This is a genomic window from Streptomyces sp. CA-294286 (genome assembly GCF_050947155.1).
GTDB lineage: Bacteria > Actinomycetota > Actinomycetes > Streptomycetales > Streptomycetaceae > Streptomyces.
This window is the reverse complement of the sequence record NZ_CP192005.1, coordinates 3,038,928-3,064,657: the sequence shown is the minus strand read 5'-3', so window position 1 is coordinate 3,064,657 and position 25,730 is coordinate 3,038,928. Positions and strand designations below refer to the sequence as shown.

Sequence of the window (25,730 nt, the reverse complement as noted above, 5' to 3'; positions counted from 1 at the left end):
GGCCGCACAAGCCGCACAGACCGCACAGGCCGCATAGGCCGCACAGGCCGCCGTCAGTGTCCCCGCGGCTCGCCTCAGTAACCCTTCACGATCTCCACGGTTCGCCGCCGCTCCGGCTGCCCCGCCCCCGGCCGCGCCACCGCGAGCAGCGCCATGTCGTCGGTCTGCGTGCCGCCCGTATGCACCCGTACGTCGCTGGTGAGCGCGTCCAGCACGGCCTCGGCCCCGGAGAACAGCGAGCGCCGCAGCCGGGCCGCCGGATCGTAGAAGGCCCCCGCCTCGTCCCGCGCCTCCGACAGACCGTCGGTGTAGAACACCAGCGTCGCGCCGCCGGGAAAGCCGAACTCCCTCGCCCTGTCCGGCCAGTCGCCCAGGTCACCCATCCCCAGCGGCAGCGCGAACTCCTCCGGCTCCAGAACGTCCAGCTCGCCGCTCGGGTACAGCAGCAGCGGCTCGGGGTGCCCGCGGTTCACCAGCCGTACGACGCCCTCGCCGCGCGGGATCTCGGCGAGCACCGCCGTCGTGAACCCCTCCAGCGCGTCCAGCCCGTCCCGCCGCCTGCCCTCCCGGGCGAGCGCCCGCTCCAACCGCTGCGCGACGCCCTCCAGGCAACTCTCCGTCTCCGCCGCCTCCCGGAACGCCCCCACCACCACCGCGACCGCCTCCACGGCCTCAAGTCCCTTGCCCCGTACGTCCCCCACCACCAGACGCACCCCGTACGGCGTGTCCTGCACGGCGAAGAGGTCGCCACCGATGAACGCGTCCGCCTCCGCCGCCTCGTACCGCGCGGCGACCTCCAGGCCGCCGATCCGTTCCGGCGGGATCGGCACGACGGCCCGCTGCGCCGCCTCGGCGATCACCCGTGCCGACGCCAACTGCCGGCCACTGCGGCGCACGACCCGGTTGATCAGGATCGACAGCACGGCCACCGTCACCAGGGTCACCAGCTCGGTCATGCCGATCACCGACGTGAGGGTGTCGTCATGGAGGCGCAGCCCCAGCACCGCGAGCACGCCCGCACAGGCGATCAGACCGGTACCGGCCAGCGAGAAGAACGGCGCGGCGATCAGCGGCGCCGCCGTGAACATCGGGGCGGCCGTGAAGTCGGTCGGCGTCAGCAGGTCGAAGGGGATCGCGCCCGCGATCATCAGGGCGGGCAGCGCCCGTACGAACCGCCTCGTCCTCTTCCCGCCGACGCCGGCGACCACCGACGCCCCGCGCTCCGCCCCCGTACCGTCCCCGCCGCGCCTGTACCCCGCCACCGTCTGCTCCCCTGCCCAGGTCCGCACCGGGTGCGGACGGTACCGCTCCCCGCCCAGGCTGGCCGGAGCCGCGCCGCAGAGCGAATCGGCATCCGCCATGTGGGGGACGCGCACGGCGCGCGCGGGCGCCCCCGCAAGGAACCGCTCGTGCACGCAACCACTCGCTCGGACGCGGGAAAAGCCGGAGGCCCGGGACTCTTTCGAGTTCCGGGCCTCCGGCCTTCACTACTTCTTCAGTAGCGGGGACAGGATTTGAACCTGCGACCTCTGGGTTATGAGCCCAGCGAGCTACCGAGCTGCTCCACCCCGCGTCGGTGAACACAACCCTACGCCATCCTGACCGCACCCTCGACCAGGTGCCCACCGGGAGCCGCCCCGCCGACGGGCGCACCCCGGGGCCGGAGCGCGCCTCCGACTACAGCTTCGAGGCGAGCCTGCGGGTCTCGACGCCGTCCTCGCCGCCCCGCGGGGTGGACCGCCCGCTCCTCGTCGGCCGGTCCTACGGCGCGATGATCGCCGTCCACTGGGCCGCCCGGCACCCGGACCGCACCCGGGGCGCGGTCTCAGGGGACGGCGCACTCCCCCACGAGTGGCTCGACGACGCCGACCGGGAGCAGATCCACACCCAGCACCCCCGCCGCCCTAGCTCCCGTCTTCGACCGCATCACGGTTCCCACCCGCTCCGTGTCGCCTCCGGCGGCAACCTCGGCGGCAACCCGAAGCTCATGGAGAAGATCCGCGCCAACTCGGCGCGGTCGTCGCCCGCAACCCGCACATCCGTCTCAGCGCCAGGTTCCCGAGCAACGACTCCGAGATCCTGCGCAAGGATTCGTCGCCGTCGCCGCCGCGGTCCGCGAACTCACCGCCGCTCCCGCCACCGGGCCGTCCGACCCGTGGCGCACGCGTCGGAAACGAAGGAGCGCCCCGACCGGAGCGAACCGGTCGAGGCGCTCCCCCGCAGGTCAGAGGCGGTAAAGCCTCCCCGCGTCCTGTAGGCCATGTCGGACTCGAACCGACAACCAACGGATTAAAAGTCGAGGAGCCCGAGTGATGTTGGCTGCGGCGCCGTGCCTGCCCATGCCGTTTCGGCTGTTCAGAACGGGTGCCCCAGCCATCCGGCTATCGGCCCATGACACCCCGTCCGAAAGCGTCCGGGCTCACAGCGGGCTCACTTCGTACGCGCTCTGACCTGCTCATCCGACCGCTCTCTCTTTCCCATTACGCGTGGGAGCTACCGCTCCTGAGCGTCCCGCGCGGCCAGTTCGTGCGCGGTCCCGACGAACGCAGGGCCGCAATCGGCCGGCAGCCGCTCGACCACCATGGCGACTGCTTGCCGTGCCGTGGCAGCTTCGCCAACCCGCTCAGACCGGGAAGGCCCTTCAACGGAGAAGGGCCCGGCGTGAGACGCACCGGCCGAGCGCGGCCCGATGTACGGGACGTCCCAAGTCCAGGGGAACTCAGTGCACCGGCTGAAATGCAACTCCCACATGCCGGTCCAGGGGAAAAGCTGCCGCAGCCTCGGCTCGGCGTACGCCGCGGCCACCAGTTCGGCGCTCACCTGGTCGTAGCGGAGCAGGGCCTGCCATGCGGCTTCCACCTCGTCCGTGTCTCCAACGTCTGCTGTCACGCCGTACATCCTCGCCTGCGTCCGGGCTGAACGGGAGTGGTGCGCCGTGCTCCAGTGCACCTCGATGAACGCCCGTGGCCACACATGATGCGGCACCCTCGCTTAGCGAGGGCCGACCTACCCAGAGTGGGCATTCCGTGGGAGCCCTCGGGGTAGCTGTACGGGTAGTCGCGCCCTATGGCGGCTTCACAGAGCGCCGTGTGCCGTTCCCGCTGTACCGCGGTAAGCGGCACAGCGTGGCTACCTGTCTGGGGCCAGTTGCCGCACTACGAGACGTCGCCCGAAGAGCGAGGGCGGTTCTGAGCAACGATGGAAGCCGCGGTCCACCCAGGCGGAAGCTGCCACTCAACTACATGCAGCCCCGCCAACTCGATGATCTCCTCAGGTACACCTAACCGGTGCAGAGGCGTAGCTCCATGTCGGTTGAGCCAGGCAATGCGCCTCGCCTGCTCACGCTGTTCAAGGTCTCGCCATAAATCGAGGGTTACCCCAGGAGCTAGCGATCCGCACTCCGCTCGACGACGCGCTACGTGCCGCACAAGCGGTAGGTATTCCGCTGGGTCGCGCGCGAGGGCTACAAGACACCAGGCAGTTGAGTCGGACATAGGTCGGCCGTGAGCAGTTATGAGACGGCGCGCCCGCCATTGCCAGAGTGGGGCGAGGAGCCACCTGACCCGTTGCGGCCTCACTCCGGGCCGCCAGCAATCCGCATCAGGTGCCTGACCATGGCGACGCGGGCCGGGGCGCACTGAACACACATCAGCTCGCCCGCTCCTCGTTCCCGGAACTGGACGTTTCAAGCTGCAGCTCGCGCTTCCGCTGCTCTTCCTTCAGCTGCTCCACATAACGTGCAAATATCCGAAGCCGCTCGGCTTCAGAAAGCGGCGGCTCACCATCCCGACCGGCATATTCGTCCAACATGAACTGCGAGGCGTTGTAGTGCTTCTCGATGTCGTCTGCCGTCGATTGGAGGTTGTACCCACGCTCGCGGAACTTAAAGTAGCCAGTCACACCTGCCGAGATTCCGACGAGCGCGCTAAGGGAAGCCGCAGAGATACGCAGCACCTCGCTACTACCCTCGTTCATCGCCGCGAGCGTCGAAGTAACGATGGACCCAGTAATGATGATGCCTTGAAATACGTTGTGAGTTCGTCGATTCTTATTCGCTGCTTTTCGGTACTGATCAATTAGATCAAGCGAGGCCTCGCGGTAAATCCGGAGGCCTGAAGGCGAGTCAAGAGGCAGCTTGGCAGCAGCTGTCTGCCGGTCCTGGAGTGCATTGCGCAGCGCACCAGCTCCGTGAACGACCTTCTTGCGGTTCTTCCAGATCGCCCACCCCATCGCTATCCAAAGACAGTTGACGATGATTAGGCCAGCCCAGCGCGTGAAACCTGGCTGCGTCTTCCACAGCCCCACGATGACGGTGTAGCCAAGAAGGAAGGTGAGAATTATGCCGCCGAGCAGGCACAGTGCATAGATTCTTTGAAGAGTCCTCGAAGTCCTGAGATCGTCTTCGATTTGGTCAAACTCTTTGACCTTCTTTCGGTACTCCTCCTGTCGCCTAGATTCCTCCTCCTCAGAGATTTCATTCGACTCGAAGTTTCCCTGACTCACTCGCAGCCCCCACCTAGCTTCAACCGCCCAAGTGACAACAAAAAGCCTCGCAGCTTTCAGCGACACAAGTGGGCGATCATAGAGCTGGCTCACCCAGCGAGAAAGAGTGGCTTACAAGCCATCCTCTCCGGACGAATCGAGCCAAGATCTAATTGGCGAGAAACAGTTCACTTCAGCAGGCATGATGCCCATCGAGGTCACGTACAGGCCATGATCGAAATAATGCACTTCTCTCAACCAGTGTACGGAATCCGATCTTCCCCTCGGGAAAACCTTCATCAGGCGCACGGATTTTCTATCAGCGCTCGTGCATCCTGCTACGGAAAGCCCCGGCCACCTCCCTCTGGGGTGGGAGCAGCCGGGGCAGTAGCACGGGTTAGCGGAGCGCGGCGAGGACTCGAGTCCGCAACCGCTCGTCGGTGAGGGTGTCGGGGCTCCGCCATACGAAGCCGCTTACCTCTTCTTCCTGCAACTCGACTTCCACGGGCCCGGTTGTGCGGAAGAGGTACCGCACGTCCGCGTGCTGGTGTGCGGGCTCGCCCTTGCTCTTGCTCGCCGGGATCTCGTGCACGTCGATGTGCACCGGCACCGGCAGAAGGGGGGCGATGCTGGACCGGATGCCGGTCTCTTCGCTGAGTTCGCGGAGAGCGGCGCCCAACAGGTTCGGGTCCTCGGGCTCCAGATGGCCGCCGGGGGTGAGGTACTTGTTCAATCCCTTGTGGTGGATGAACAGCACTTCGCCGCTGTCGTCTACGAGCACGGCCCCCGCCGTGACGTGTACGGGCTCGGTCTTGCGGCTGGTCAAGTCGGCGTCCTTGTCCAGTGATTCCAGCACCAGGGACAGCGCCGCTTTCTCGTCGGGGTGCGCGTCGGCGTACTCCGTGAACGTCTCTCGGATGTGCTCGGGCGTGATGGCCATGGGGTGATCACCTGTTGAAGTAGTTGAGCCAGGTAAGGGCGATGGTGCTTCGCTCGTCCGCCGAGATCTCGTGCACGGCGGGGGTGAGGTCTCCGCGAGCAAGCGCACGGACGCCCGCGAGGATCTCGGCTTGGACAAGGAAGATGAAGGGCCCGACGCTTGCGCCGTGGATGAAGTTGACCGCCTCACCTCCGTTGAGCAAGTAGAAGTAGTGCCCGGTCGTCTCGAACCGGGTCACGTGCTCTTGCGCGCTGCTCCGGGTGTAACCGTCCGGCAGGCCGACTAGCTCCAACTCGTCCTCCGAGCTGGTCACGGTGGCGACGTACGCCCCGTTCTTGAGCTGCGGGAAGTCCTCGCCCCGCAGCGCCATGGAGCCTGTAGCGCAGAGCACCAGTCCCGCCATGCTCAACGACGCTTCGCGGTTTCTCGCTACGGCGAACCCTTGCGAGAGAGCTTGTGCGCGCCGTACGGGGTCGATGTCATACACCGTGACGTGCACACCCTTGGCGTGCAGCAGACGCGCGATGCTGGACCCGAGCTTGCCGAAGCCGATCACCAGGGCCGGACGCCCGTGCAGGATGTCCCCTCGCCCTCGCAACAGGGCTTCGGTGGAGAACACCACGCTCTGACCGACAAGGAAGTCTTCCGGATCTTTGAGCGGGCTCCGCGCGACGGAGACCACGGGGCACGGCAGTTTGTCCCGCTCGGCGTAGCGTCGGTGCCCGTTCTCGGTGTCCTCGACCACCCCGAGGATGGTTCCCGAGAACCGTTCACAGAGCGCGTCCAGCACGGGGGCGAAGTACCCGCCAACGTCCAGCAGGACGAGCGACTCGCCGGCTGCCCGGGATTCGAGGTACGCCACGGCCTGATCCGGGTCGGCGAACAGCTCACGGGTCAACTCGTCCACGGTGAAGCTGGATTCGACTTCTCGTCGGGCGACAGCGGTGATGGACTTGGGCTTGGGGAGCACGGCCCGAAGCTCCGAGACCGTGCCGACCGCACGTACGAACGCGGGGCGCTCGGGCAACAGGTGAGTCACCAGGAGCGAGGACGGGCGTTCCGCCGGGGTGAACAGTTCGGCGATCTTTCGCCAAAAGGTCTCTAGTCGTGCCCGTTCCGAAGCTTCCATGGTCACCCTCTCGTCTTGTGGCATTCGACTTGGGCCCCGTCCGGCTGCCGGCCGTTTCGCTAGGGCAGCCGGACGGGTTCCGCCCCGGTCACCGGGTGAGTCCGAGCGGTGGACTCAGGCCGGGGCGGAAGCTCTATGGATCGGCCCTGGTGTGCTCGGGCAGGGGCTCGGGGGTGTCCGGTTCCACCAGCAACAACCGTGCGGCGAGCTGCGGGCGGAACAGCTTGAACAGCTCGTCGACCGCTTCGCATTCGGGGTCGGAAAGTGCCCACGAGTGCGCCCCCGGGTGGTCGGCGAACAGCCCACACGGGGCGTCCTGGTCGTCTCGGGTGGCGGGGCAGTCCCGTAGTACGAGAACGACGTAGGGAGGGTGGGTGTCCGTCCACCGGGTCCACACCGCGCCCGTATCGGGACCGCCGATTTCACAGACGATCCCAAGGTGTTCGCCTTGGTGGCGCCGTTCGAGATCGCAGCGCATCTTGGGGTGGGCGTGCTTGCGGTCCGCCGTTCCCGAGATTTCCAGTGCAGCGGTAACGAGCACATCGGACAGCATGGGTTCCGTCCCGCAGATGAGGACGACGCTCGCGTTCCCCTCAGTGGTCAAATTGCACCTGCCGCAACCACGGCGAGGGCGCGGCCACTGGTACCGCGGACAGCTCGTAGACCGTCGTGTCGTCGCGTGCCATGAACCGAATGCGCTGCCCATGGTCGAGACCCGACACCGCACCGGACTGCCGCATCACGTCCGCGCACCAGTCGCGTAAGGCCGTGGGAGCGTCCGGTACGCCATAGGGCACTTCATAGAGTGCAGCAGCGGGTACGGGAGCGTGCTCGGGCTCGGGGTCCAACCGGTCCGCGATCCAACGTGCCCGGCCTCGGAGCCACTGGCAGGCGAGAGCCGGCGAGTGCGCCCGGTGCTGCCCCAACTGGACTTCCACGGGCTTGCTGTCCGCCGAGCCGTGCGCGGCGACCGTGCACAGGATGCCGCCGGACTGCACGGGTAAGCGGGGGTGCATCATGATCCATCCCCCGATCTCGTCGGGACGACCGTGCACGCCGATCCGTCGACCGGGGCGAGTACGACGTACTGCGCCAACGCGTTGCGGAAGCGGGTGTGACCGGTCTGTTTGGCGTGGTCGACCTGCCACGCGCCTAGGTCGTCGAGACCGGCACAACAAGGCGACGTGGCGCCACAGTCGGAGTCCTCGCCCGTCACGCACACGGATTCGTATGTGGGCTCCGCGCTCTCGTCCTGGTGGAACTTGTACGTCACGTACCGCATGGCGCTGCGGGTGCTCATCCGAGACCCCCGAACGCCCGGCGACGCGCGTTGTACTCGGCGACGCGTTCGCCCAACTCGTCCAGCACGCTCGCCGGCGGGCCCTGGTCGGCGTCCTCGGCGGTGACGACCTCGACCGGCACGGATTCGATGTACAGCACGCCATCCGATCCGTGCTCCGCCATGAGGGCCGCGAGTCTTGCCCGCGCTTCGCTGCTCATGAGTCGACCGTAGGACTGTGACAAGTCGTCAGACCACGTTCTGTTCGCGGTAGTTCGGGCTGGCCCGCGGCGGAGGTGCTACGCCCCGTAGTAGTTACTCGTAAACGCCCAGGAAGGAAGCCATGTCGCGCATCTCCGCAGTCAGGGTGCGTTTACGGGACTTCAGAACGTCCGACATGACGTACCGGGCGAGCGGCTGGTGCCGAAGCCACGCGCCGGATGTGCCGCGGAGTCCGACGAGTTCGGCCATGGCGTCCCCGTGCGACCCGAGCCGCATGTGAGCTTGGGCGACGTCCAGCCGATGCCGGCCCCAGTTCGGGGCGGTCGGCTTCCCGAGGGACTTCAGAGCCTTTCCGCTCAACACTCCGTCGTCCGCAGTCCGAAGCACTCCGCGAGCGTCCCCGACCAACGCCAGATCCTCGGTCGCCTTCATGGCCGTAGTGACGGGCCCGAAACCGCCCCAGTGGTTCGGGAAGCTGTTGTGTTCCCTGCCCAACGCGCTAGCGGCCGTACCTGCCATCCGGCGGGCTTCAACACCTACGTCGGGGCGGTTGTTGCGTATGGCGCTGGACGCGACGCGCAGCCACAACTCGCCCCACACCGCGAGCTGTCCGGAAGTGGCGGACGACATCCGGGGCTCCATGGCATCCGCCGTTTGAACGGCCAGAGCCTCGCTCTCGTCGAAGCGGTCCTGTCGCAGCAGCAGCCAGCACAAGCCGACGATGCCCGTGCCAGCCGTAAGGGTCTTCCCTGCTTCCCGGGCGAGCCGGATTGCTTCGGAGAGGGAGTGATAGGCCAAGTCGTACTGCCGAACCTGGGTCAGGTACTTGCCCGCCAGCAACAGCGAATGCGTACGTGCGGTCGTGGCGGAACGTCGGTCCTCTTCCCCTTCGGCGTTCGCCGCTGTCACCTCGGATTCACGCAGTAGCGCGGGCAACTCCCTTGCGACCGAGTCGTATCGGTCCGCCCAGTACAGCGTGTGACAGTCGCTGATCCGGTGGTGCAGCTCGTCCAAGTCCGTAGGTTGCCCGAGCAGCGCAGCGGGTGCGTCCAGTCCGACCGGGGGCATCAGCGCCTTGCGCAGCTCCACCAGGGAGCGCCGGGTGCCCTCATCGCCCACGACAGGCTCCGGCGCATCCGTCGCAAACAGCGCACTCGTCTGCACCCCGAGCGCCCGAGCGAGGGCGTGCAGCGTGTCCGTGCGTACGTCCCCGCCCTGCTCGATCTTCCGAATGGTGCCGATGGAAAGATCGGACTCTTCGGCTAGCCGTTCCTGGCTAAAACCAACGGCGCGACGGTACTTGCGGACGTTCTGAGCGAGCGCACTGGCCATGGTGTCCCCTTCCCTCGCTTCCACGGTACGCCCGAGAGGCTCCGTGCCGAGGGGCGTGCCCGAAGCCGCAGGTGTGTCCTGCTCTACACGTAGGGCCACGTTCCCGAGTCGCCAGAGGTGCCGGCAGACGTGGCTCAGCACGCCATGTGTCGGACGAGCTCCCGTGCCTTCTGCTCCAGTGCGCCTGTCCACTCCTTTGCATGGGGGTCCAAAGTCGTCTTGAGATGGTGGATCTCGGCGCGCTTGGCCTCCTGCCAGCTCACCTCGACGTTCGCTATCTCAGCCAAGGCCAGCACCGTGGCAACGAACCCTTCGGACAGGCTGGCCATGACGTTTTGCCTGGCTTTGCTGTGCCAGGCGAGCAGGGCAACTACGAACGCTTCGAATGCGATGGGGTCAATCTGACACTCATCAGATTCCATGGGGCCGATGCCGGATGGAATCCCCACTTCGGCTTGATAGACGGTGACCTGGCTCATGAACAGCCGCGACGCTCCGTTGGACGGATTCCACAGGGTTCGGTCGCCCAACTCGTAGTACTGGCTCACGTCAGCCTCTCATCGCTGGTCAAAGGAGGTCGACATTACGTTCAGTCAGCCCTTCCGGATAGAGAGCCAGAGCCCAATCTCGTGAACAAGGCCATTGGCCCGAGCGCGCGACGAGAGGCTGACGCTCCCGCGCGCGGAGAGTGCTGCGACCGGTCGCGGCGCGCGCGTACTGGCCCGAGGAAGGGCTGACGCTCTTGCGCGCGAGAGGGGGCGGAACCGGATGCTGCGCGCGCAGGTACTGCTATGCCGGGGAGGGTTGGCGCTGTCTGTTGTCAGTGGCGTGCGGTATTCACACGCGCCCGCGCGCGCAAGATCACGACCGGTCGCGGCGCGGACACTTGAGACCCTGGCAGGGGACTGTGGAGACGTGGGGGACGCAGTTGCTGGGTCCCCCTCTCCTTCTCTCTTCCCTTTCTCACTGAGACAGAGGGGAAGGGGTGCCGATACGTCCCCCGCGTCCCCCGTATCGCGTGATGCGCCCGTTCTCATGGGTGCTGATGGGGACGCCTCGCGGTCGGGGTGCGTCCCCTGCGTCCGTGGGGCATCCCCTGCGCGTCCCCCGGACATGAGTGCGCCCCGGGCGGCGGTTGCCTTACCGGGGCGCATAGGGGTGCCGGGGTCATGAGGCTGGGTCGCAGGTGACGGCGTAGACCTTGCCGTGCTTATTGCTTCCCGAAGTTCGGGCCACGTGGATACCTCGGGCGCGGAGCGTGGGGGCGACCTGGCGGATACGGGCGCTGAGTACGGCTGGCGTCTTGGGCCAACTGTCGCTGAAGCCCTGTCCGTTGTTGCCGACCAGCCGGTGCAGCTCGCCCATGGTTCCCTGCCACCCACCGGGCGGAAGTTGTGCGAGGTGGCCCACTCGCGCAGGGCACCGGCCACCGGGTGACCGTCGAGGACCGCATCGTTCAGCGCGTCTTGCGCACCGTTGAAGGTGGCGAGGCTGTGCCAGCCGGTGACCCGGTCGAGTGCGTGCAGCAGCTCGGCGAAGTCGGCGAGCCGGGGCCGCTCGGTCAAGTCGGCAGCGGCGTGCGGAAGGTCGGCCCACACGGCGGCGGCGAGGTCGAGCAGCGCGCCGAGGATGCGGGGATGTGCTTGTTCGTAGGCGGACCACAGCGAGCCCGCCGTGCGCTCGCCGGGATGAAGCCGTTCCGCAAGGTCACTGGAGCAGCGACCCGCCAGCGCATCAGGGCCACCCTGCGTGCGGCCCTGAACGATGCCATCGCCCAGCAGCTCATCACCTTCAACCCGGCATCACACGTGGAGCTGGAGACCGGCAAGCGGCCCAAGGCACTCGTCTGGACCGAGGATCGGATCACTCAGTGGAAGCGGACCGGAGAGAAGCCGTCGCCGGTCATGGTCTGGACGCCTGAGCAGACGGGCCAGTTCCTCGACCGGGCGGCGAAGCACCGCCTTTACGCGCTGTACCACCTGATCACTTTCCGGGGCCTGCGGCGGGGCGAGGGATGCGGCCAGCAGTGGGCCGACACCGATCTCTCCGCCGGGCTGCTCACGGTCGCCACACAGCTCGTGCAGCGCGGTTGGAAGGTCGAGGAGTCGGCGCCCAAGACGGACAGCGGCGAGCGTGTGGTCGCCCTCGACTCCGAGACCGTGAAAGTCCTGAAGGCGCACCGCAAGCGGCAGATGACCGAGCGTCTCCAGTGGGGCGAGGCATACGTCGAGACCGGCGGATCTTCACACAGGAGAACGGCGAGTGGCTCCACCCGGCATGGGTGACCGACCAGTTCCAGCGACTGGCTGCCGAGGCCGGGCTGCCCCCGATCCGGCTGCACGACCTGCGCCACGGTGCGGCAACGCTCGCCCTCGCGGCCGGCGCTGACATGAAGGTGGTGCAGGAGATGCTCGGGCACTTCTCGATCACGATCACCTCGGACACGTACACGAGCGTTCTTCCCGAGGTCGCGCGGAAGGCCGCCCAGGATGCCGCGCGGCTCGTACCGCGCCAGGCTTCCCGTACCGCCGGGCTCACCTCGGGCTCACACGGCAAGAATCAAGGGGGCGGACACAGCAAAGCGCCCCGCCCGGGGAAACCGGACGGGGCGCTAAAGCGCAGGTCAGACGGGCATACCGTCAACCCGCGTCCTGTAGGCCATGTCGGACTCGAACCGACAACCAACGGATTAAAAGTCCGCTGCTCTGCCAATTGAGCTAATGGCCCGCGGCAGGACACCCAGAAGCATAGCTGCCCCTGCCCCGCCAACCGATCGGGTATCGCACACGGAAGGGTCAGCATGTCACGCAAGCCCCCGCGTGTCCCGCTCCGGTCCGGGGCGGAACCCCTGGTCGGAGCCGGTGTGTGCATCCGCTCCGGACGTTCGACACTCCTCGTCGGAACGGAGAGTCGTATCCCTGGCCCTCGCCGTCAGCCCCTCACGCGCCCCGAGGCCGACCCTGTCGTCGCTCTCGTTGCGGAAGACGCGGCCCGCGGTGTCGTCGGCGATCAGATCGGGGCGGTCGTCGCCGGTGGGGTCGTCCGGGGCAGCACGTCGTCCTGCCAGTAGCCGGTGCCGAACCGGGGCCTGGGGCCGGATGGAGCGATCGCGCCCGTGCGGGAGCCGTCGTGGCGGTCGAGCGCTCCGGCGGCGTCACGCACCGGGGCGTCGTTGCCACGGTCGCCGGTGAGGTCTCCGTACGGGACGGAGGTGCCCGCCGTGGGCCGGCTGTCGGGACCGGGGCCGGGTGGGGGAGTCGGAGTTGTTCGTGCCGGGCTGGTGGGTGTGCGGGGTGCCGCCGGTGGGGAAGGTCGGCCGGGGCGAGGGCGAACGGTCTTGGTCGGCCTCCGACTCGCTTCCCGCACCAATGGCGGGGGCGAGGGTGAACGGCTTTGGTCGGCCTCCGGGTCGCTTCCCGCACCAGTGGCCGGGGCGTGGCAGCCGTTCCGCCTGTGCCGGAGGTGTAACCGGAGAGGTAACCGGAGGGGTAACCGGAGGGGTAAAGAGAAAAGGGCCCGCTCGGGAAGAGCGGGCCCTTTTCAGGGAGTTACTGCGGGTTCACGGCGACTCAGCCGTTGCGCTTCCAGCGCGGCTTGTCGTCGCGGCGGCCGAAGGAGCCGGTGCCGGTGCCGGTGGAGCTGCCGCGGTGGTCGCCGCCGCGGAAGCCGCCGCCGGTGGACGGACGGTCGCCGCCGCGGAAGCCCGAGGGACGCTCGTCACGACGGTCGCGGTTGAACGGACGGTCGCTGCCGCCGGAGCGGAAGCCGCCGCCGGTGGGGCGGTCACCGCGGTCGTCGCGACGGAAGCCGCCGGAGGCCGGACGGTCGCTGCGGTCGTCGCGGCGGAAACCGCCGGACGCCGGACGGTCGCCCCGGTAGCCGCTGGCCGCCGGGCGGTCGCTGCCGCTGCGCTCGCCGCCGCGGAAGCCACCGGACGGACGGTCGTCGCGACGGAAGCCGCCACGGTCGCCGCCGCGGTCGTCACGACGGTCGTTGCCCCGGAAGCCACCACCGGTGGGACGGTCGCCGCGGTCGTCGCGACGGAAACCGCCGGACGCGGGACGGTCGTTGCCGCGGAAGCCACCGGACGCGGGGCGGTCGTTGCGGTCGTTGCCGCGGTAGCCGCCGGACGGACGGTCGTTGCGGTCGCCGCCCCGGTAGCCACCACGGTCGCCGCCGCGGTCGTCACGGTTGCCGCGGTAGCCGCCGCGGTCGTCACGGCGCTCGAAGTTGCCGCGGTCGTCGCGGCGCTGACGCTGCTCCTCCGCCGCCTTCGCGGCTGCGGCGGCAGCGGCCTGTGCCTCTTCGGCCGCCTCGGCCTCGGCCGCGGCAGCGGCCTCGGCGATCGCGGTCTCCGGGTCCTCGCCGCGCTCACGGGCGGCGCGGGCGACCAGGCGGTCGGCCTCCTCGCGCAGCTCGGTCGCCCGGCGCTGGACGCGCTCCAGCTCCTTGGCCAGCTCCTTGGCCTCGCGCTCGGCCTGCTTGGCCGAGTTGGTCGCGGAGTCGGCCTGGACCTCGGTCAGCGAGCGGGCACCGGTGATCTCGGCGACCTCCGGGTCGAACGCGCCCGAGCCGCCGACGATGTGGCGCGAGGCGTCGACGCCCGCGTCCTCCATCAGCCGGAAGATCTGGCGGCGCTGGTGCGGCAGCGACAGGGAGACGACGACACCGGACTTGCCGGCGCGGGCGGTACGGCCCGAGCGGTGCAGGTAGTCCTTGTGGTCGCCGGCCGGGTCCACGTTCAGCACCAGGTCGATGCCGTCGACGTGGATGCCGCGGGCGGCGACGTCGGTGGCGACCAGGGCGTTGACGTAGCCCTTCTTGAAGTCTTCGAGGACGCGGGTACGGGCGCCCTGCGTCATGCCGCCGTGCAGCGCGTCGGCCTTCACGCCCGAGTCCTGGAGCTGCTCGGCGATGCGGTCGGCGCCCAGCTGGGTGCGGACGAAGATGATCGTGCGGCCCTTGCGGGCGGCGATCGCGGCCGTGACCGGCGCCTTGTCCTTCGGCTTCACGACGAGGACGTGGTGGGTCATGGTCGAGACGTTGCCCTGCGCGCTGTCGACCTCGTGCGTGACGGGGTTCGTCAGGTAGCGCTTGACCAGGGTGGAGATCTCGTTCTCCATCGTGGCGGAGAAGAGCATGCGCTGGCCGCCGCCGGGGATCTGGTCGAGCAGCTCGGTGACCTCGGGCAGGAAGCCCAGGTCCGACATCTGGTCGGCCTCGTCGAGGACGGCGATCTGGACGTTCTCCAGGGACGCGGCGCCACGGTTCAGCAGGTCGCGCAGGCGGCCCGGGGTGGCGACGAGGACGTCGACACCGCGCTCCAGGGCGTAGATCTGGTTGCCCATGGACGTACCGCCGCAGACGACCTTCATCTTCAGGCCGAGCACGTCGCCGTACGGCTGGAGGGCGTCGGCCACCTGCATGGCCAGCTCACGGGTCGGCGTGAGGATGATCGCGCGGGGCTTCTTCTTCTCGGTGGTGCCGCCGGCCAGCGAGGCCAGGGTCGGCAGACCGAAGGAGAGGGTCTTGCCGGAGCCGGTGCGGCCACGGCCCAGGATGTCCTTGCCGGCCAGGGCGTCCGGGATGGTCGCGGCCTGGATCGGGAAGGGCGCGGTGACACCGTTCTGGGCGAGCTTGCGGACGATGCCCTCGGGCAGGCCCAGGTCGCCGAAGGTGGGACCGGTGTGCACGGGCTCGGCGTCGACGTCGTCGGCGGGGGCCTCGGCGGCGGGCGCCTCGTCGGCGGCCGGCTCGGCGGCCGTCTCGGTCTGGGCCGACGCCACGATCTCGGCGGCGGCCTCCACGACCTCGGTGGGGTCGACGCTCTCGACGTCGACGGTGACCGTCTCGGCAGCCTCGACCGTGGCGGCGTCGAGCTGCTGCTCGGCGGCCTCGGTGGGCATGGCGGTGCGGTCAGAACTGGAAACAGACATGCGGATGCGAAACCTCTCGGAGTCTCGGCACGCGCCCAAACTCCGTGAATCGCAAGTGAAACCGCCTCGATGCGGTCAGTCACGGCAAGGGAGAGTACGCGCCACACGGCGCTCTTCTTTTTCGGCGCCGGGCAATGGGATCAAACGATCTATAACCATACGCACCCTCCCCCACACCTGGCAAATCGACCGCCCTACACCGCCCTCACCTGCGGTTTTACCGCTCTTCCCGCGGTGTCCCGCCGGTACTCCGCCGCCGCTTGCGTCCCCTCGGCCGCACGGTTCTCCGCCGCCGGGGTCGTCGTCGGCACGGGCTCCGTCGGCGGCTCGGACGGTGGCGTCGGCGTCGGCTCGGGCTCACGGGTCGGCTCGGGCGGCGTGGGCGGCGGCTCCTGGGGCGGCCGGGACGAGGACGGCTTCGGCGCCCCGGGCCGTGCGGGCGGCGGCGTGGCCTTCCCGCCACCGGCCCCCGGGGGTGGCGTGGCGGCCGGACCCGACGCGCCCTTCGAGGGGGTGGCCTCCGGTCCCGGCGAGGCACTGGGGCTGACCGTGGAGTCGCCCCCGGCCTCCTCGGCCGCCGTGCCGGCGGCGGGTCCGGACACCGGTTTGCCGTCCGTGCGCCGCTGCCCCCCGCCGTCCGCCGCGGGCTCTCCGCCGTCCTCTCCCGCCTGCTCCTGCTGGGCGGCGGGCCGGACCGGCACGGGATCGCCCCCGCCGTCACTCACGCTCATGCAGCCTGCGGAAGCCGCCACCGCGAGCGCCGCGGCGGCGAGTCGGACAGGGGTGGGCAGCTGGCGCACGGGCGCACCTCCGGGATGACGGCCCGGGAGGGTGGAGGTTCCGAGCAGACGGCGCACGGGGCTGCGGGTCTGCGTCCGGGTCCACGACACCCCCGGAGCCGTGGGGCGGTCGGGGTATGCCCACTCAACTCCCGGGGACCCGCCGGGGACACGCGCCGACGCCCGACCGCCACGGCCCCGCCACGCGCGGCACACCGCTCCCCCACGCGTCGCGCCCCGCCCGGCGCCGCGGAACGCCGCCCGCGCTACCCGCCGACCGCGCCCCCGAGTGCCGACCCGAGGGTGACGGCGCCCAACGCCACCAGCACCGACACCGTCACGTTCAGCACCGCGAGGAGCCGCTGCCCGCCCTCGACGAGCCGCAGCGTCTCGTAACTGAAGGTGGAGTACGTGGTGAGGGCCCCGCACAGGCCCGTCCCGACGAGGAGGTGCGCGTACGAGGAGGCCGCGTCGGCCGCGACCGCTCCGGTCACCACCCCCAGCAACAGGCTCCCGGCCGCGTTGACCACGCACGTACCCCACGGGAACCCGGACGCGTGCCGGGCCTGCACCGCACGGTCCGTCAGATACCTCAACGGCGCCCCGACCGCCCCGCCGAGCACGACCAGCACCCAGTTCACGCCGCCCGCCTCCCGGGCACCCCGCCGCCCCGACTCCCGGGCGCCCCGCCGCCCCGACTCCCGGGCACCCCGCCGCTCCGTCGGCCGAGCACCCGCCGCGTCAGCGTCGCCGCCGCCCCCACCGCGCCCAGCGCCCCGCCGACCGTCCCCAGCGCGTAGAGCGTCGCCTTCACCGCCTCACCGCCCGCGAGCAGGCCGCTCACGTCCATGGCGTACGTCGAGAACGAGGTGAAGCCACCCAGCACTCCCACCCCCACGAAGGGCCGCGCCAGCGGCGGCGCCCACCGGTCCCGGCCGCCCTCGGCGACCAGCGCCATCAGCGCCCCGATCAGCCCGGACCCCAGCACGTTGACCCCGAACAACGCCCACGGAAAACCGCCGACGGGGGCAGGCCACGCCACCAGTGCCCCGTACCGCGCCAGCGCGCCGAGCGCCCCGCCCGCCGAGACGGCGGCGAGCACCGCCCAGGACACCCCCGAACCTGACAGCGCGGACCCGGCGGCGGCCTCCCGCGGTGCGCTCACCCGTACCCCAGCGCGTGCAACCGTTCGTCGTCGATCCCGAAATGGTGGGCGATCTCGTGCACCACCGTGATCTCCGTCTCCGCGACGACGTCCTCCCGGTCCTCGCACATCCGCAGCGTCGGCCCCCGGTAGATCGTGATCCGGTCCGGCAGCACGCCCGCGTACCACTCCCCGCGATCGGTCAGCGGCGTCCCCTCGTAAAGACCCAGCAGTTCCGGATCGTCCTTCGCCGGCTCGTCCTCGACGAACACCGCGACGTTGTCCATCAACCGCGTCAGCTCGGGCGGTATCCGGTCCAGCGCCTCGGCGACCAGCTCTTCGAACTCCTCACGCGTCATCTCCAGCACGCGACCATTCTGCGGCCACCGCGTCCCCTACGCCCAGTGCCGCCACAGCTCCCCCGCCCCCGGTTCTCCCCGGCCCCCTCGCCCGGCGAGCCGCCCCGCCCGGCCCGCATGACCCCCGGCGCTGCCGGGCATACGCCCCCAATGGTCCGAGCCCTGCCCGCCCGTCTGCTGCACCGCTACCGCTCCCACCACTTGGCCCCCACCAGCACCCTGGCGCACGCCCCGCACCCCTGGGCCCGTAGTCTCGGCCTGATCGTGGTCGTCCTGTTCGGCGCCTGGCTCGGCCTCCTCGTCGTCGGCGACGTCCGCGCACCGGTCGGTCCCGTGGACACCACGATGACCCTGCGCCCCTCCTTCGCCGGCGGCACCAAGATCAACGTGTCTCCCCTGGGCGCCCTGGAACTCGACTCCCACGTCGCCCCCATCCGGCTCGACGTGGACGTCGACCAACTGGACGCCGACCGCGCGTCCGCCCTGGTCAACCACCCGGAGCGGATCTCGGGCCTCCAGGAGCAGATCACCGAGGACGTCGTGGACGGCACCCTCGACCTGGCGGTGCGCTCCTGCGTCGCCGTCGTCGCCGGCGCCACCGCGCTCGGCCTCGCCGTCTACCGCCGCCCCCGCCGCGCCCTCGCCGCCGGAGGGCTCGCGCTGGCACTCCTGACGGCGTCCGGGATCACCGCGTACGCGACCTGGAACCCCAAGTCCGTCCTGGAGCCGAAGTTCTCCGGCCTGCTCTCCTCGGCCCCCAGCGTGGTCGGCGACGCCCGTAACATCGTGGCCGAATTCGACGTCTACCAGCAGGAGTTGGCCCGTCTGGTCACCAATGTGACGAAGCTGTACGACGCCACCTCCACCCTCCCCGCCTACCAGCCGTCGCCCACCACGATGCGCGTCCTGCACGTCTCGGACATCCACCTCAACCCGGCGTCGTGGCACATCATCGGCTCGCTCGTCGAGCAGTACGACATCGACGCGATCATCGACTCCGGCGACACCATGGACCACGGCAGCGCGGCCGAGAACGTCTTCCTCGACCCGATCCCGGACCTCGGCGCCCCGTACATCTGGGTCCGCGGCAACCACGACTCGGCCGAGACCCAGGCGTACATGTCGCGGCTGAAGAACGTGCACGTCCTCGACCACGGCGACGCCGTCACCGTCGCGGACGGCCTGCGCGTCGCGGGCATCGGCGACCCGCAGTTCACCCCGGACCGCTCCGTCGAGCCGCAGGGCGACGCCGGCGAGCGCGTCGCGGGCGTCCAGCTGGCCGCCGCGTTGCGCGACCAGAAGGCGGCCGGCACCCCCGTGGACATCGCGGTCGCCCACAACCGGATCGCGGTCGCCGAGACGGACGGCGAGGTTCCGCTCGCCCTCGCGGGCCACACCCACGAACGCCGGACGGAGATCATGAAGCGCGGCACCCGCCTGATGGTGGAGGGCTCCACGGGCGGCGGCGGCCTGCGCGCCGTGGAGAAGGACGACCCGCAGAAGATCCGCGCCTCGCTGCTCTACCTGGACCGCGACACCCGCCGCCTCCAGGCCTGGGACGAGATCACGCTGGGCGGCCTGGGCCTGTCGACGGCCGAGGTCAGCCGCCGCCTCCCCGACGAGAACAGCCCGGACGCCCGGCCGGAGGAGACCTCCGCCCCGCCCTCCCGGTGAACCGTTTTGGCGAACCCACCCGGCATCCCATATGCTTCTGACGTCCCCGACGCGCTGCGAAGCGCAAAGGCGGGCCAATTAGCCCTCATCGTCTAGTGGCCCAGGACGCCGCCCTTTCAAGGCGGTAGCACGGGTTCGAATCCCGTTGGGGGTACGCAACACCTGTGCGAAACTTGCGACAGCACGTCTCGCACTTGCATGGTCCTGTGGAGCAGTTTGGAGTGCTCGCCACCCTGTCAAGGTGGAGGCCGCGGGTTCAAATCCCGTCAGGACCGCTTGCGGTTTCGGCCGCAGTGGCTGGGTAGCTCAGTTGGTACGAGCGATCGCCTGAAAAGCGATAGGTCGCCGGTTCGATCCCGGCCCCAGCCACCATTGACATTGCAGGTGAAAGCCCCGGACGGGTTCCGTCCGGGGCTTTTTCACGCGTCCGGGCCCATGTGCCCGACCCTCGGCGGGGTGGGGGGACGGCCGGGTTCTGCGCGGACGGTGGCAGCGCGGTCAGGCGGCTGCCGACGGCCGGGCGGAGCAGGCGGCCGGGACGGGCGGGCGGAGCAGCAGACGGCCGGGACGGGCGGGTCCGCCGGGCAGGAAGACCGCCGCCCAGCTCTCCACGAGGTTGCCGCACGGTCGTCTGCTTACGGGGCCCGCTCCTCGGGAGTACGGCACGGACCGGGGCCGGACGTGGCCTGGCCGTCATCGCCGTCGACCGGTGCACCCATGCCCGCAGCTCCCGCAACTCCGGCCAAGGGCACAGCGACAGGTCGCTGCCACGCCGGTGTTGCACCCCGGCCTCCTTGGCCGTCGGCCCCTGACCTCGTCGGCCGGCACCCGCTGCGGACCGGCGTACCCACCGTATTCTGGGGAGCGATGGGAAGAAGCAGTCGATGAGCGTCGATGCGATTCTGCGCACCGAGTTCCCCGCCGGATACACGGTCTTCTTCGGTGCCGACGGCAAGGTGATCATGACCCCGCAGGGCTTTGAGCACTCCCACACGATCAAGTCGTTGCAGATGGACTCTCTTGCGTTGGGGCGTCACGCGAAGACCACCTCCGACGTCTGCCTCGACTTCCCGGCCGACGAGAATTCCGCCCCGGACTTCGCCATTCTGCGCGAGGACGCGCAGAAGCAGGGCAAGCGCTACAGCTTCGAGGACGTCCTGCTGATCGCCGAAGTCGTCTCGGTCTCCTCCGCACGCAGGGACTACGACGACTGCACCGCCAAGTACGGGCGCTACAGCATCCCGGTCTACGTGATCGTGGACCCGTACGCCGGGGAGGTCGTCGTCCACACCGAGCCCACCGGGACCGGTTACATCACGGCGCGCACCCACAAGTACGGAACCGGCAAGCTGCCCATCGAGCTGGCGGACGGCCGGACCTACCCTCTCGACCTGGACGAGCTGCCCATGCCTGAACCCGAGGGCCGCTGACCCTCTGGAAGCCGCGCACCGGCCCGCCCCGACGGACCCGTGGCCCCGATCCGGACTGCCCGACGTCCTCCCCACGCCCTGCCGAGCAGGCAGCAGGGCCGGACCCCCGTCGAAGGGACCCGGCGCTCTGCCGTACGGGTCAGGAACGTATGTACAGCCCGGACCGACCCGCGTACCGGGCCTGCGCGCCCAGCTCTTCCTCGATGCGGATGAGCTGGTTGTACTTGGCGGTGCGATCCGAACGGGACAGCGAACCGGTCTTGATCTGGCCACAGCCCGTGGCGACCGCGAGGTCCGCGATGGTGGTGTCCTCGGTCTCGCCGGAGCGGTGCGACATGACCACCGTGTAGCCGGCCTTGTGCGCGGTCTCCACGGTGTCGAGGGTCTCGGTGAGCGTACCGATCTGGTTGACCTTCACCAGGATCGAGTTGGCGATACCGTCCCGGATTCCGTCGGTGAGCCGGTCGACATTGGTGCAGAACACGTCGTCGCCGGTGAGCTGGCACTTGTCGCCGATGAGCTGCATCAGCAGCTTCCAGCCCTCGAAGTCGTCCTCCGCCATGGCGTCCTCGATCGACGCGATCGGGTAACGCGAGACCAGGCCCGCGAGGTACTGCGCCTGCTCCTCGATCGAGCGCTTGACGCCCTCGCCCGTGTAGTCGTAGACCCCGTCCTTGTAGAACTCCGACGTCGCCGGGTCCATGACCAGGGTGATGTCCTCACCCGGCGTGTATCCGGTCTTCTCGATGGCGTCCACGACGAACTGCAGCGCCTCGTCGGAGGTACGGAGGTCGGGAGCGAAGCCGCCCTCGTCGCCCACCCCGGTGCTGTGGCCGGCGTCCGACAGCGACTTGCGCAGGGTGTGGAAGACCTCGGAGCCCATGCGTACGGCCTCGAAGAAGTTCTCCGCCCCGATCGGCGCGATCATGAACTCCTGGAAGTCCAGGGCGTTGTTCGCGTGTGCGCCACCGTTGATGATGTTCATCATCGGCACGGGGAGCAGTCGGGCGCCCGATCCGCCGACGTAGCGGTACAGCGGCATCCGGTGCGCCGCGGCCGCAGCCTTCACCGTGGCCAGCGAGACGCCGAGGATGGCGTTGGCGCCCAGCTTCCCCTTGTTGGGCGTGCCGTCGAGGGAGATCATCACCTCGTCGACCAGCGCCTGGTTCTCCGCCTCGACTCCCGCCAAGGCGTCGGCGATGACCCCGTTGACCGCTTCGACCGCCGTGCGAACGCCCTTGCCGTGGAAACGCGAGGCATCGCCGTCCCGGAGCTCCACGGCTTCGTTGGCGCCCGTGGACGCACCGGAGGGAACCGCGGCACGGCCCAGCGAGCCGTCCTCCAGGTGGACATCGACCTCGACGGTCGGGTTGCCCCTGCTGTCCAAGACGTCGCGTCCGACAACTCGGGTGATCGCAGTCATCTTGCTCCTTCATCGCAGATGTTCTTCGGGCCAGCCGTCGGCATCTTCCCATGGGGCCGATGAACTCCCCACGGAAGTCAGCACCTCACAATCCGCCATCTCACGGTTCGGACAGGGGAGTTGAGTAGAAGTGGGCACAATTCCGGCAGTCGCACCCGGCGAAAGGGCATCCAGCCGAATTCACGGTCAATTCAAGTGGCGCCCCCGCGCCTGCCGCCCACGCCCACCTCTGACCTGCGCCTCCGAGGAGCCCGGAGGCGTCCGTTGTGTTGAGCGGCTGAGTACCGCCCTGCCCGCCGCCGGTGAACTGTGCATATCCGGGCGTACTCACGGAGTTGCGGTCCGTCTCAGACTCTGACACGAGGATGCAATCACATCGGTTCGCTCAGTGCACCAGTGAACAAAACGCCCAAGGGAGAGGGAGAACCGCATGCTTGACGTTCCGGGAATGCGGTGCGGGTCGATGAGACCCTTCGGTTCCAGGTCCGGCAGAGCAATTCCGGATGGGGGTTGCGCTGTCCTTCGATCCGGACGGAACCATCGTCGACTGCTCCGGTACGGCAGGTCGACACCGCTCCAACTCCAAGGCCGGCATCTGCGGCCGGTCTCCAGCGACGGTCACCGCCCGCCTCCCGCCGCCGGCCCGGGCGCGACCGGCTGCGGGGGTGGGCGTCCCTCACGCGTCATGCGGCAGGCTGTCCGCGTCGGGGGTCTCCGTACCGCCCCGGCCACGCACCCCCCGCACCACGAACACCACTCCCACCACGGCCACCACCGTCGCCAGCAGCACCCAGTCCGGGACCGCTTCGCCGAGCCCGCTCGCCCACTGCTCCACGGCGAACGAGTCGTCGACGTCGAGCAGGCCGGGCAGCGCGGTCGCGCCGTCGAAGCGGAGGAACAGGACGCCCAGGGCGACGAAGAACAGCCCCGAAAGCAGCGACGTGGTGTGGAGTTCGAAGCGCCCCAGGGCGAGCGTGCGACCGCGGAGCCAACGGCGGCGTCCCAGCTCGAAACGCTCCCAGAGCAGGGCGAGGAGGAAGAGCGGGACCGCCATGCCGAGTGCGTAGACGGCGAGCAGCAGACCCCCGTAGACCGGGCTGCCACTGACGGCGGCGACGGTGAGGACGCTGCCGAGGATCGGCCCCGCGCAGAAACCGGCGAGCCCGTAGACCGCGCCGAGGGCGTAGACGGACAGGGCGGTGGTGGGACGGATGCGGCCGGAGAGTTCGGCCATCTTCTTCGAGGCGAAGCCCATGCCGAGGATCTGCGCGACGCCGAGCGCGATGATCACCCAGCCCGCGACGGTGACGAGCAGGTCCCGGTTGCCGTAGAAGAACCTTCCGGCGTACGAACCGGCCGCCCCCAGCGGGACGAGCGTGGTCGCCAGGCCCGCGTAGAAGATGCCGGTACGGGCCAGCAGGCGGGACGTGGAGTCGATCGAGTACGCGAAGAAGGCGGGCAGCAGCAGGGCGCTGCACGGGCTGACGAGCGCGAGCAGGCCGCCGAGGAAGGCGGCGAAGTAACCGATGTCCGCGGTCACCGCTGCTTCGCCCCGGACTTCCCGGCCCGGTCCGCCGCGGCCTCGATGGCCTGGTGGAAGACCTCCTCGGGCTGGGCGCCGGCGATCGGACGGCCGTTGACCAGGAAGGAGGGGGTGGAGGTCGCGCCGAGCCGGTACGCCTCCTCCTGGTCCTTCTTCACGGCGGCGCGGGCCTGCGCGCCGTCGGAGTCGGCGGTGAACCTGTCGAGGTCCTTCACCCCGGCCTCCTTCGCGAGCGCCGTCAGCCGGTCCTTCCCGTACCCCTTCTCCTTGGCGCCCTCGGCGTACGCCGCCTGGTGGAAGCGCCAGAACTCGCCCTGCTGCCCGGCTGCCCAGGCGGCGCGCGCGACGGCTTCGGACTCCTCGCCGAAGATCGGGAAGTTGCGCCACTCGATGCGCAGAACGCCCTTCTCGACGTACTTCTTCACCAGGTCCGGCTCGGTGTCGCGGGCGAACTTGCCGCAGTAGCCGCACTTGAAGTCGGCGTACTCCACGAGCACGACGGGCGCGTCCGCCTTCCCCTGCGCGAGAGGGTCGCCCTCGGTACGGCGGGCGAGCTTCTCCAGCTCCGGGTAGGCGCCGTCTCCCTGGGGCCCGGCCGCGTCGGGGGCGGCCGAGGGGCCGGTGGCGACGGCGGCGGGCGTGTCGTCGCGGTCCGCGGGCTTCGTCGCGGAGTACGAGGCGAGCCCGAGCAGGACGGCCGCGGTGGCGACCCCGGCACCGATGAGGACGCCACGGCCGCGCTTGGCGGTCTGGCCGGACTTGCCGGACTGCGAGGACTTCGGGGTCTTCGCAGGCTTCGGGGACTGCGGGGACTTGCCGGACTTCTGGGGCTGCGGGGGGTGGGACATGGGGGTGTTCTTCTCCTGGCGGTACGAGAGGGAGTGCGGGAACGCGGGCGGAGCCCGCTCCCTAGACGCGCAGGAGTACGGAGAGATCCACAGGGGTCGGCGGACCGGCCGAAGGCGGGGCACGCCTGACGTGCTGCGGTACGAGGCCCTGTTCCGGCCCCCAGCCGCCGACGGCCCCGCGCGCCTCGAAGAGGGCGGGCAGCAGCTCGTACGCGGTGGAGGGCCTGACAGGGGCGGCGGGGGCGGCGGTGCCGTCCGCGGGGGCACGGTCGTGGCAGCCGGGCACGGGGGCGGAGGCGGCGGGCGCCGCGGGGGCGGGGGGCTGCGCCGCGGGGGCGGTGGGCTCGGCCGTCGCGGTCGCGGGCCGGGCAGCCGTCGCCTGCACTGTGCGCGCATCTGCCGGGACCGTGGGATCCGCCCTCGGTGTCGCCGCCGCCATCGCCGTGCGCGCCACTGTGCGCGCCGCCGCCGGTACCGTGTGCTCCGTCGTCGCCGGCACTGTGCGCGCCGGTGCGGGGGCCGTGGGCTTGGGCGTCGCCGTCGCTGTGCGCGCCAGTGCGGGGGCCGTGGGCTTGGGCGTCGCCGTCACTGTGCGCGCCGCCGCCGGTACCGTGTGCTCCGTCGTCGCCGTGCGCGCCGCTGCCGGGGCGGGCACGGCCTGTGGTGCCGCCGGACCGCAGAGCACGCCGAGCACGCCCAGCACGACGGCGGCGACAGCCAGCAGTCGGCGCCAGTGCGCGTGCGGCGCGGCGAGGGACACGGCGGGGCCTTTCCGGAGCGGGGCGGCGGAGTTTCTGTCGTTGCGGTGGGCGGCATTCCGCCCGCCCACGAGGGTACGTGCCGCTCGCCGCCGCAGGGGGTTGCGGTGGCCTGCGCCCCGGACCCCTGCACGGCTCCGCCGCGCGTCCTCGAACGCCGGACGGGCTGGAGGGCTCCGCGTCCCGTGAGCCCCCTTGGGCGGCGGGGCCGCCCCCCGGGGGCGGAACGGGCGGGCAAGGGGGCGGCCCCCCACCGGAGGTGCCCCCCTCGCCCTACGCCCAGCCACCCCCGTACGCGCACGCCCCCCGGTAGGCGCACGCCCCCGCAGGCGCACGCCCCGCCCCCTGTACGCGCACGCCCCCGCCCCCGTACGCGCATGCACCCCCGTCCCATCCCGCCCCGTCCCGCCCCGCCCCGGAAATCGGTTCGCCACACCTCACCGCGAAGTGAG

Annotated in this window: 24 protein-coding genes, 5 tRNA genes and 1 pseudogene; 8 read left to right on the top strand and 22 right to left on the bottom strand. The window is 70.0% G+C overall.

The features are described 5' to 3' along the window. Positions 1 to 74: 74 nt before the first annotated feature. Both ACQPZG_RS18405 and ACQPZG_RS18400 read right to left on the bottom strand, forming a co-directional pair. On the bottom strand, positions 75 to 1,361 hold the full coding sequence (locus ACQPZG_RS18405) for a PP2C family protein-serine/threonine phosphatase (RefSeq protein WP_433546828.1): 1,287 nt from the start codon (positions 1,359 to 1,361) through the stop codon (positions 75 to 77). Positions 1,362 to 1,499: 138 nt separating this feature from the next. Then, a tRNA-Met gene (locus tag ACQPZG_RS18400) sits at positions 1,500 to 1,573 on the bottom strand. 3 nt (positions 1,574 to 1,576) lie between these two features. Here ACQPZG_RS18400 and ACQPZG_RS18395 point away from each other — a divergent pair. Next, on the top strand, positions 1,577 to 2,257 hold the full coding sequence (locus tag ACQPZG_RS18395) for an alpha/beta fold hydrolase (RefSeq protein ID WP_433546827.1): 681 nt from the start codon (positions 1,577 to 1,579) through the stop codon (positions 2,255 to 2,257). A 236-nt stretch (positions 2,258 to 2,493) separates the two neighbouring features. Here the strand turns inward: ACQPZG_RS18395 and ACQPZG_RS18390 are convergent, their stop codons facing one another. The 9 genes from ACQPZG_RS18390 to ACQPZG_RS18350 form a co-directional block, all read right to left on the bottom strand. Continuing rightward, positions 2,494 to 2,898 (bottom strand): DUF6193 family natural product biosynthesis protein, encoded by a 405-nt coding sequence (locus ACQPZG_RS18390; protein WP_433546826.1) that lies wholly within the window; start codon positions 2,896 to 2,898, stop codon positions 2,494 to 2,496. 750 nt (positions 2,899 to 3,648) lie between these two features. Next, the gene (locus ACQPZG_RS18385; RefSeq protein ID WP_433546825.1) at positions 3,649 to 4,596 is read right to left on the bottom strand and encodes a DUF4231 domain-containing protein; all 948 of its coding nucleotides are present in this window, start codon (positions 4,594 to 4,596) and stop codon (positions 3,649 to 3,651) included. A gap of 283 nt (positions 4,597 to 4,879) precedes the next feature. Further along, a complete protein-coding gene (locus ACQPZG_RS18380) occupies positions 4,880 to 5,422 on the bottom strand; it encodes an NUDIX hydrolase (RefSeq protein WP_433546824.1) in 543 nt (180 codons plus the stop codon). Positions 5,423 to 5,429: 7 nt separating this feature from the next. After that, positions 5,430 to 6,551 (bottom strand): adenosylhomocysteinase, encoded by a 1,122-nt coding sequence (locus tag ACQPZG_RS18375; RefSeq protein ID WP_433546823.1) that lies wholly within the window; start codon positions 6,549 to 6,551, stop codon positions 5,430 to 5,432. A 133-nt stretch (positions 6,552 to 6,684) separates the two neighbouring features. After that, positions 6,685 to 7,155 (bottom strand): hypothetical protein, encoded by a 471-nt coding sequence (locus ACQPZG_RS18370; RefSeq protein ID WP_433546822.1) that lies wholly within the window; start codon positions 7,153 to 7,155, stop codon positions 6,685 to 6,687. Next, a complete protein-coding gene (locus tag ACQPZG_RS18365; RefSeq protein ID WP_433546821.1) occupies positions 7,145 to 7,570 on the bottom strand; it encodes a hypothetical protein in 426 nt (141 codons plus the stop codon). The genes ACQPZG_RS18370 and ACQPZG_RS18365 overlap by 11 nt, the downstream gene beginning before the upstream one ends. Before the next feature lie 277 nt (positions 7,571 to 7,847). After that, on the bottom strand, positions 7,848 to 8,051 hold the full coding sequence (locus ACQPZG_RS18360; protein WP_433546820.1) for a hypothetical protein: 204 nt from the start codon (positions 8,049 to 8,051) through the stop codon (positions 7,848 to 7,850). Positions 8,052 to 8,145: 94 nt separating this feature from the next. Continuing rightward, positions 8,146 to 9,384 (bottom strand): helix-turn-helix domain-containing protein, encoded by a 1,239-nt coding sequence (locus ACQPZG_RS18355; protein WP_433546819.1) that lies wholly within the window; start codon positions 9,382 to 9,384, stop codon positions 8,146 to 8,148. Between the two features lie 134 nt (positions 9,385 to 9,518). Continuing rightward, positions 9,519 to 9,932 carry a DUF6086 family protein gene (locus ACQPZG_RS18350; RefSeq protein WP_433546818.1) on the bottom strand — a complete coding sequence of 138 codons (414 nt, stop codon included), beginning with the start codon at positions 9,930 to 9,932 and terminating at the stop codon, positions 9,519 to 9,521. Between the two features lie 885 nt (positions 9,933 to 10,817). On the opposite strand from ACQPZG_RS18350, the gene ACQPZG_RS18345 reads away from it, so the two are divergent. Together ACQPZG_RS18345 and ACQPZG_RS18340 are read left to right on the top strand one after the other, a co-directional pair. Further along, the gene (locus ACQPZG_RS18345; RefSeq protein ID WP_433546817.1) at positions 10,818 to 11,669 is read left to right on the top strand and encodes a site-specific integrase; all 852 of its coding nucleotides are present in this window, start codon (positions 10,818 to 10,820) and stop codon (positions 11,667 to 11,669) included. Then, positions 11,594 to 11,782, top strand: a pseudogene (locus tag ACQPZG_RS18340) (hypothetical protein); the annotation flags it as partial. The gene ACQPZG_RS18345 and the pseudogene ACQPZG_RS18340, both read left to right, overlap by 76 nt. 256 nt (positions 11,783 to 12,038) lie before the next feature. On the opposite strand, the gene ACQPZG_RS18335 reads toward ACQPZG_RS18340, so the two are convergent. The 7 genes from ACQPZG_RS18335 to ACQPZG_RS18305 all read right to left on the bottom strand — a co-directional run bounded on the left by ACQPZG_RS18335 (position 12,039) and on the right by ACQPZG_RS18305 (position 17,611). Then, positions 12,039 to 12,111: transfer RNA gene (locus tag ACQPZG_RS18335), tRNA-Lys, on the bottom strand. Positions 12,112 to 12,393: 282 nt separating this feature from the next. Beyond that, positions 12,394 to 12,546: a hypothetical protein gene (locus ACQPZG_RS18330; RefSeq protein ID WP_433546816.1), complete on the bottom strand. Its 153-nt coding sequence runs from the start codon at positions 12,544 to 12,546 to the stop codon at positions 12,394 to 12,396. Between the two features lie 407 nt (positions 12,547 to 12,953). Further along, positions 12,954 to 15,320 (bottom strand): DEAD/DEAH box helicase, encoded by a 2,367-nt coding sequence (locus tag ACQPZG_RS18325; RefSeq protein ID WP_433546815.1) that lies wholly within the window; start codon positions 15,318 to 15,320, stop codon positions 12,954 to 12,956. Between the two features lie 194 nt (positions 15,321 to 15,514). After that, positions 15,515 to 16,120 carry a hypothetical protein gene (locus ACQPZG_RS18320; protein ID WP_433546814.1) on the bottom strand — a complete coding sequence of 202 codons (606 nt, stop codon included), beginning with the start codon at positions 16,118 to 16,120 and terminating at the stop codon, positions 15,515 to 15,517. Between the two features lie 245 nt (positions 16,121 to 16,365). Next, positions 16,366 to 16,740: a fluoride efflux transporter CrcB gene (gene crcB, locus ACQPZG_RS18315; protein WP_433546813.1), complete on the bottom strand. Its 375-nt coding sequence runs from the start codon at positions 16,738 to 16,740 to the stop codon at positions 16,366 to 16,368. Further along, positions 16,737 to 17,228 (bottom strand): FluC/FEX family fluoride channel, encoded by a 492-nt coding sequence (locus tag ACQPZG_RS18310; protein ID WP_433549454.1) that lies wholly within the window; start codon positions 17,226 to 17,228, stop codon positions 16,737 to 16,739. The genes crcB and ACQPZG_RS18310 overlap by 4 nt, the downstream gene beginning before the upstream one ends. Positions 17,229 to 17,260: 32 nt before the next feature. Next, positions 17,261 to 17,611: a metallopeptidase family protein gene (locus tag ACQPZG_RS18305; protein ID WP_185032214.1), complete on the bottom strand. Its 351-nt coding sequence runs from the start codon at positions 17,609 to 17,611 to the stop codon at positions 17,261 to 17,263. Between the two features lie 141 nt (positions 17,612 to 17,752). Between ACQPZG_RS18305 and ACQPZG_RS18300 the strand changes: the two genes are divergently transcribed. From ACQPZG_RS18300 to ACQPZG_RS18280, 5 genes are all read left to right on the top strand, one after another. Next, complete coding sequence (locus tag ACQPZG_RS18300) at positions 17,753 to 19,276, top strand: metallophosphoesterase family protein (RefSeq protein ID WP_433546812.1); 1,524 nt, start codon at positions 17,753 to 17,755, stop codon at positions 19,274 to 19,276. A gap of 81 nt (positions 19,277 to 19,357) precedes the next feature. Next, positions 19,358 to 19,430: transfer RNA gene (locus tag ACQPZG_RS18295), tRNA-Glu, on the top strand. A 46-nt stretch (positions 19,431 to 19,476) separates the two neighbouring features. Continuing rightward, positions 19,477 to 19,551, top strand: a tRNA-Asp gene (locus ACQPZG_RS18290). A 20-nt stretch (positions 19,552 to 19,571) separates the two neighbouring features. Next, positions 19,572 to 19,648, top strand: a tRNA-Phe gene (locus ACQPZG_RS18285). 512 nt (positions 19,649 to 20,160) lie between these two features. Next, positions 20,161 to 20,706, top strand: a complete 546-nt coding sequence (locus tag ACQPZG_RS18280; RefSeq protein ID WP_433546811.1) for a Uma2 family endonuclease — start codon at positions 20,161 to 20,163, stop codon at positions 20,704 to 20,706. A gap of 139 nt (positions 20,707 to 20,845) precedes the next feature. On the opposite strand, the gene eno is transcribed toward ACQPZG_RS18280, so the two are convergent. The 4 genes from eno to ACQPZG_RS18260 all read right to left on the bottom strand — a co-directional run bounded on the left by eno (position 20,846) and on the right by ACQPZG_RS18260 (position 25,280). Then, complete coding sequence (gene eno / locus ACQPZG_RS18275) at positions 20,846 to 22,129, bottom strand: phosphopyruvate hydratase (protein WP_433546810.1); 1,284 nt, start codon at positions 22,127 to 22,129, stop codon at positions 20,846 to 20,848. 676 nt (positions 22,130 to 22,805) lie between these two features. Next, positions 22,806 to 23,669, bottom strand: a complete 864-nt coding sequence (locus ACQPZG_RS18270) for a cytochrome c biogenesis CcdA family protein (RefSeq protein ID WP_433546809.1) — start codon at positions 23,667 to 23,669, stop codon at positions 22,806 to 22,808. Then, positions 23,666 to 24,520 carry a DsbA family protein gene (locus ACQPZG_RS18265; RefSeq protein ID WP_433546808.1) on the bottom strand — a complete coding sequence of 285 codons (855 nt, stop codon included), beginning with the start codon at positions 24,518 to 24,520 and terminating at the stop codon, positions 23,666 to 23,668. The genes ACQPZG_RS18270 and ACQPZG_RS18265 overlap by 4 nt, the downstream gene beginning before the upstream one ends. A gap of 61 nt (positions 24,521 to 24,581) precedes the next feature. Further along, entirely contained in the window at positions 24,582 to 25,280 is a 699-nt protein-coding gene (locus tag ACQPZG_RS18260) for a hypothetical protein (protein ID WP_433546807.1), read from the bottom strand. Positions 25,281 to 25,730: the final 450 nt, after the last annotated feature.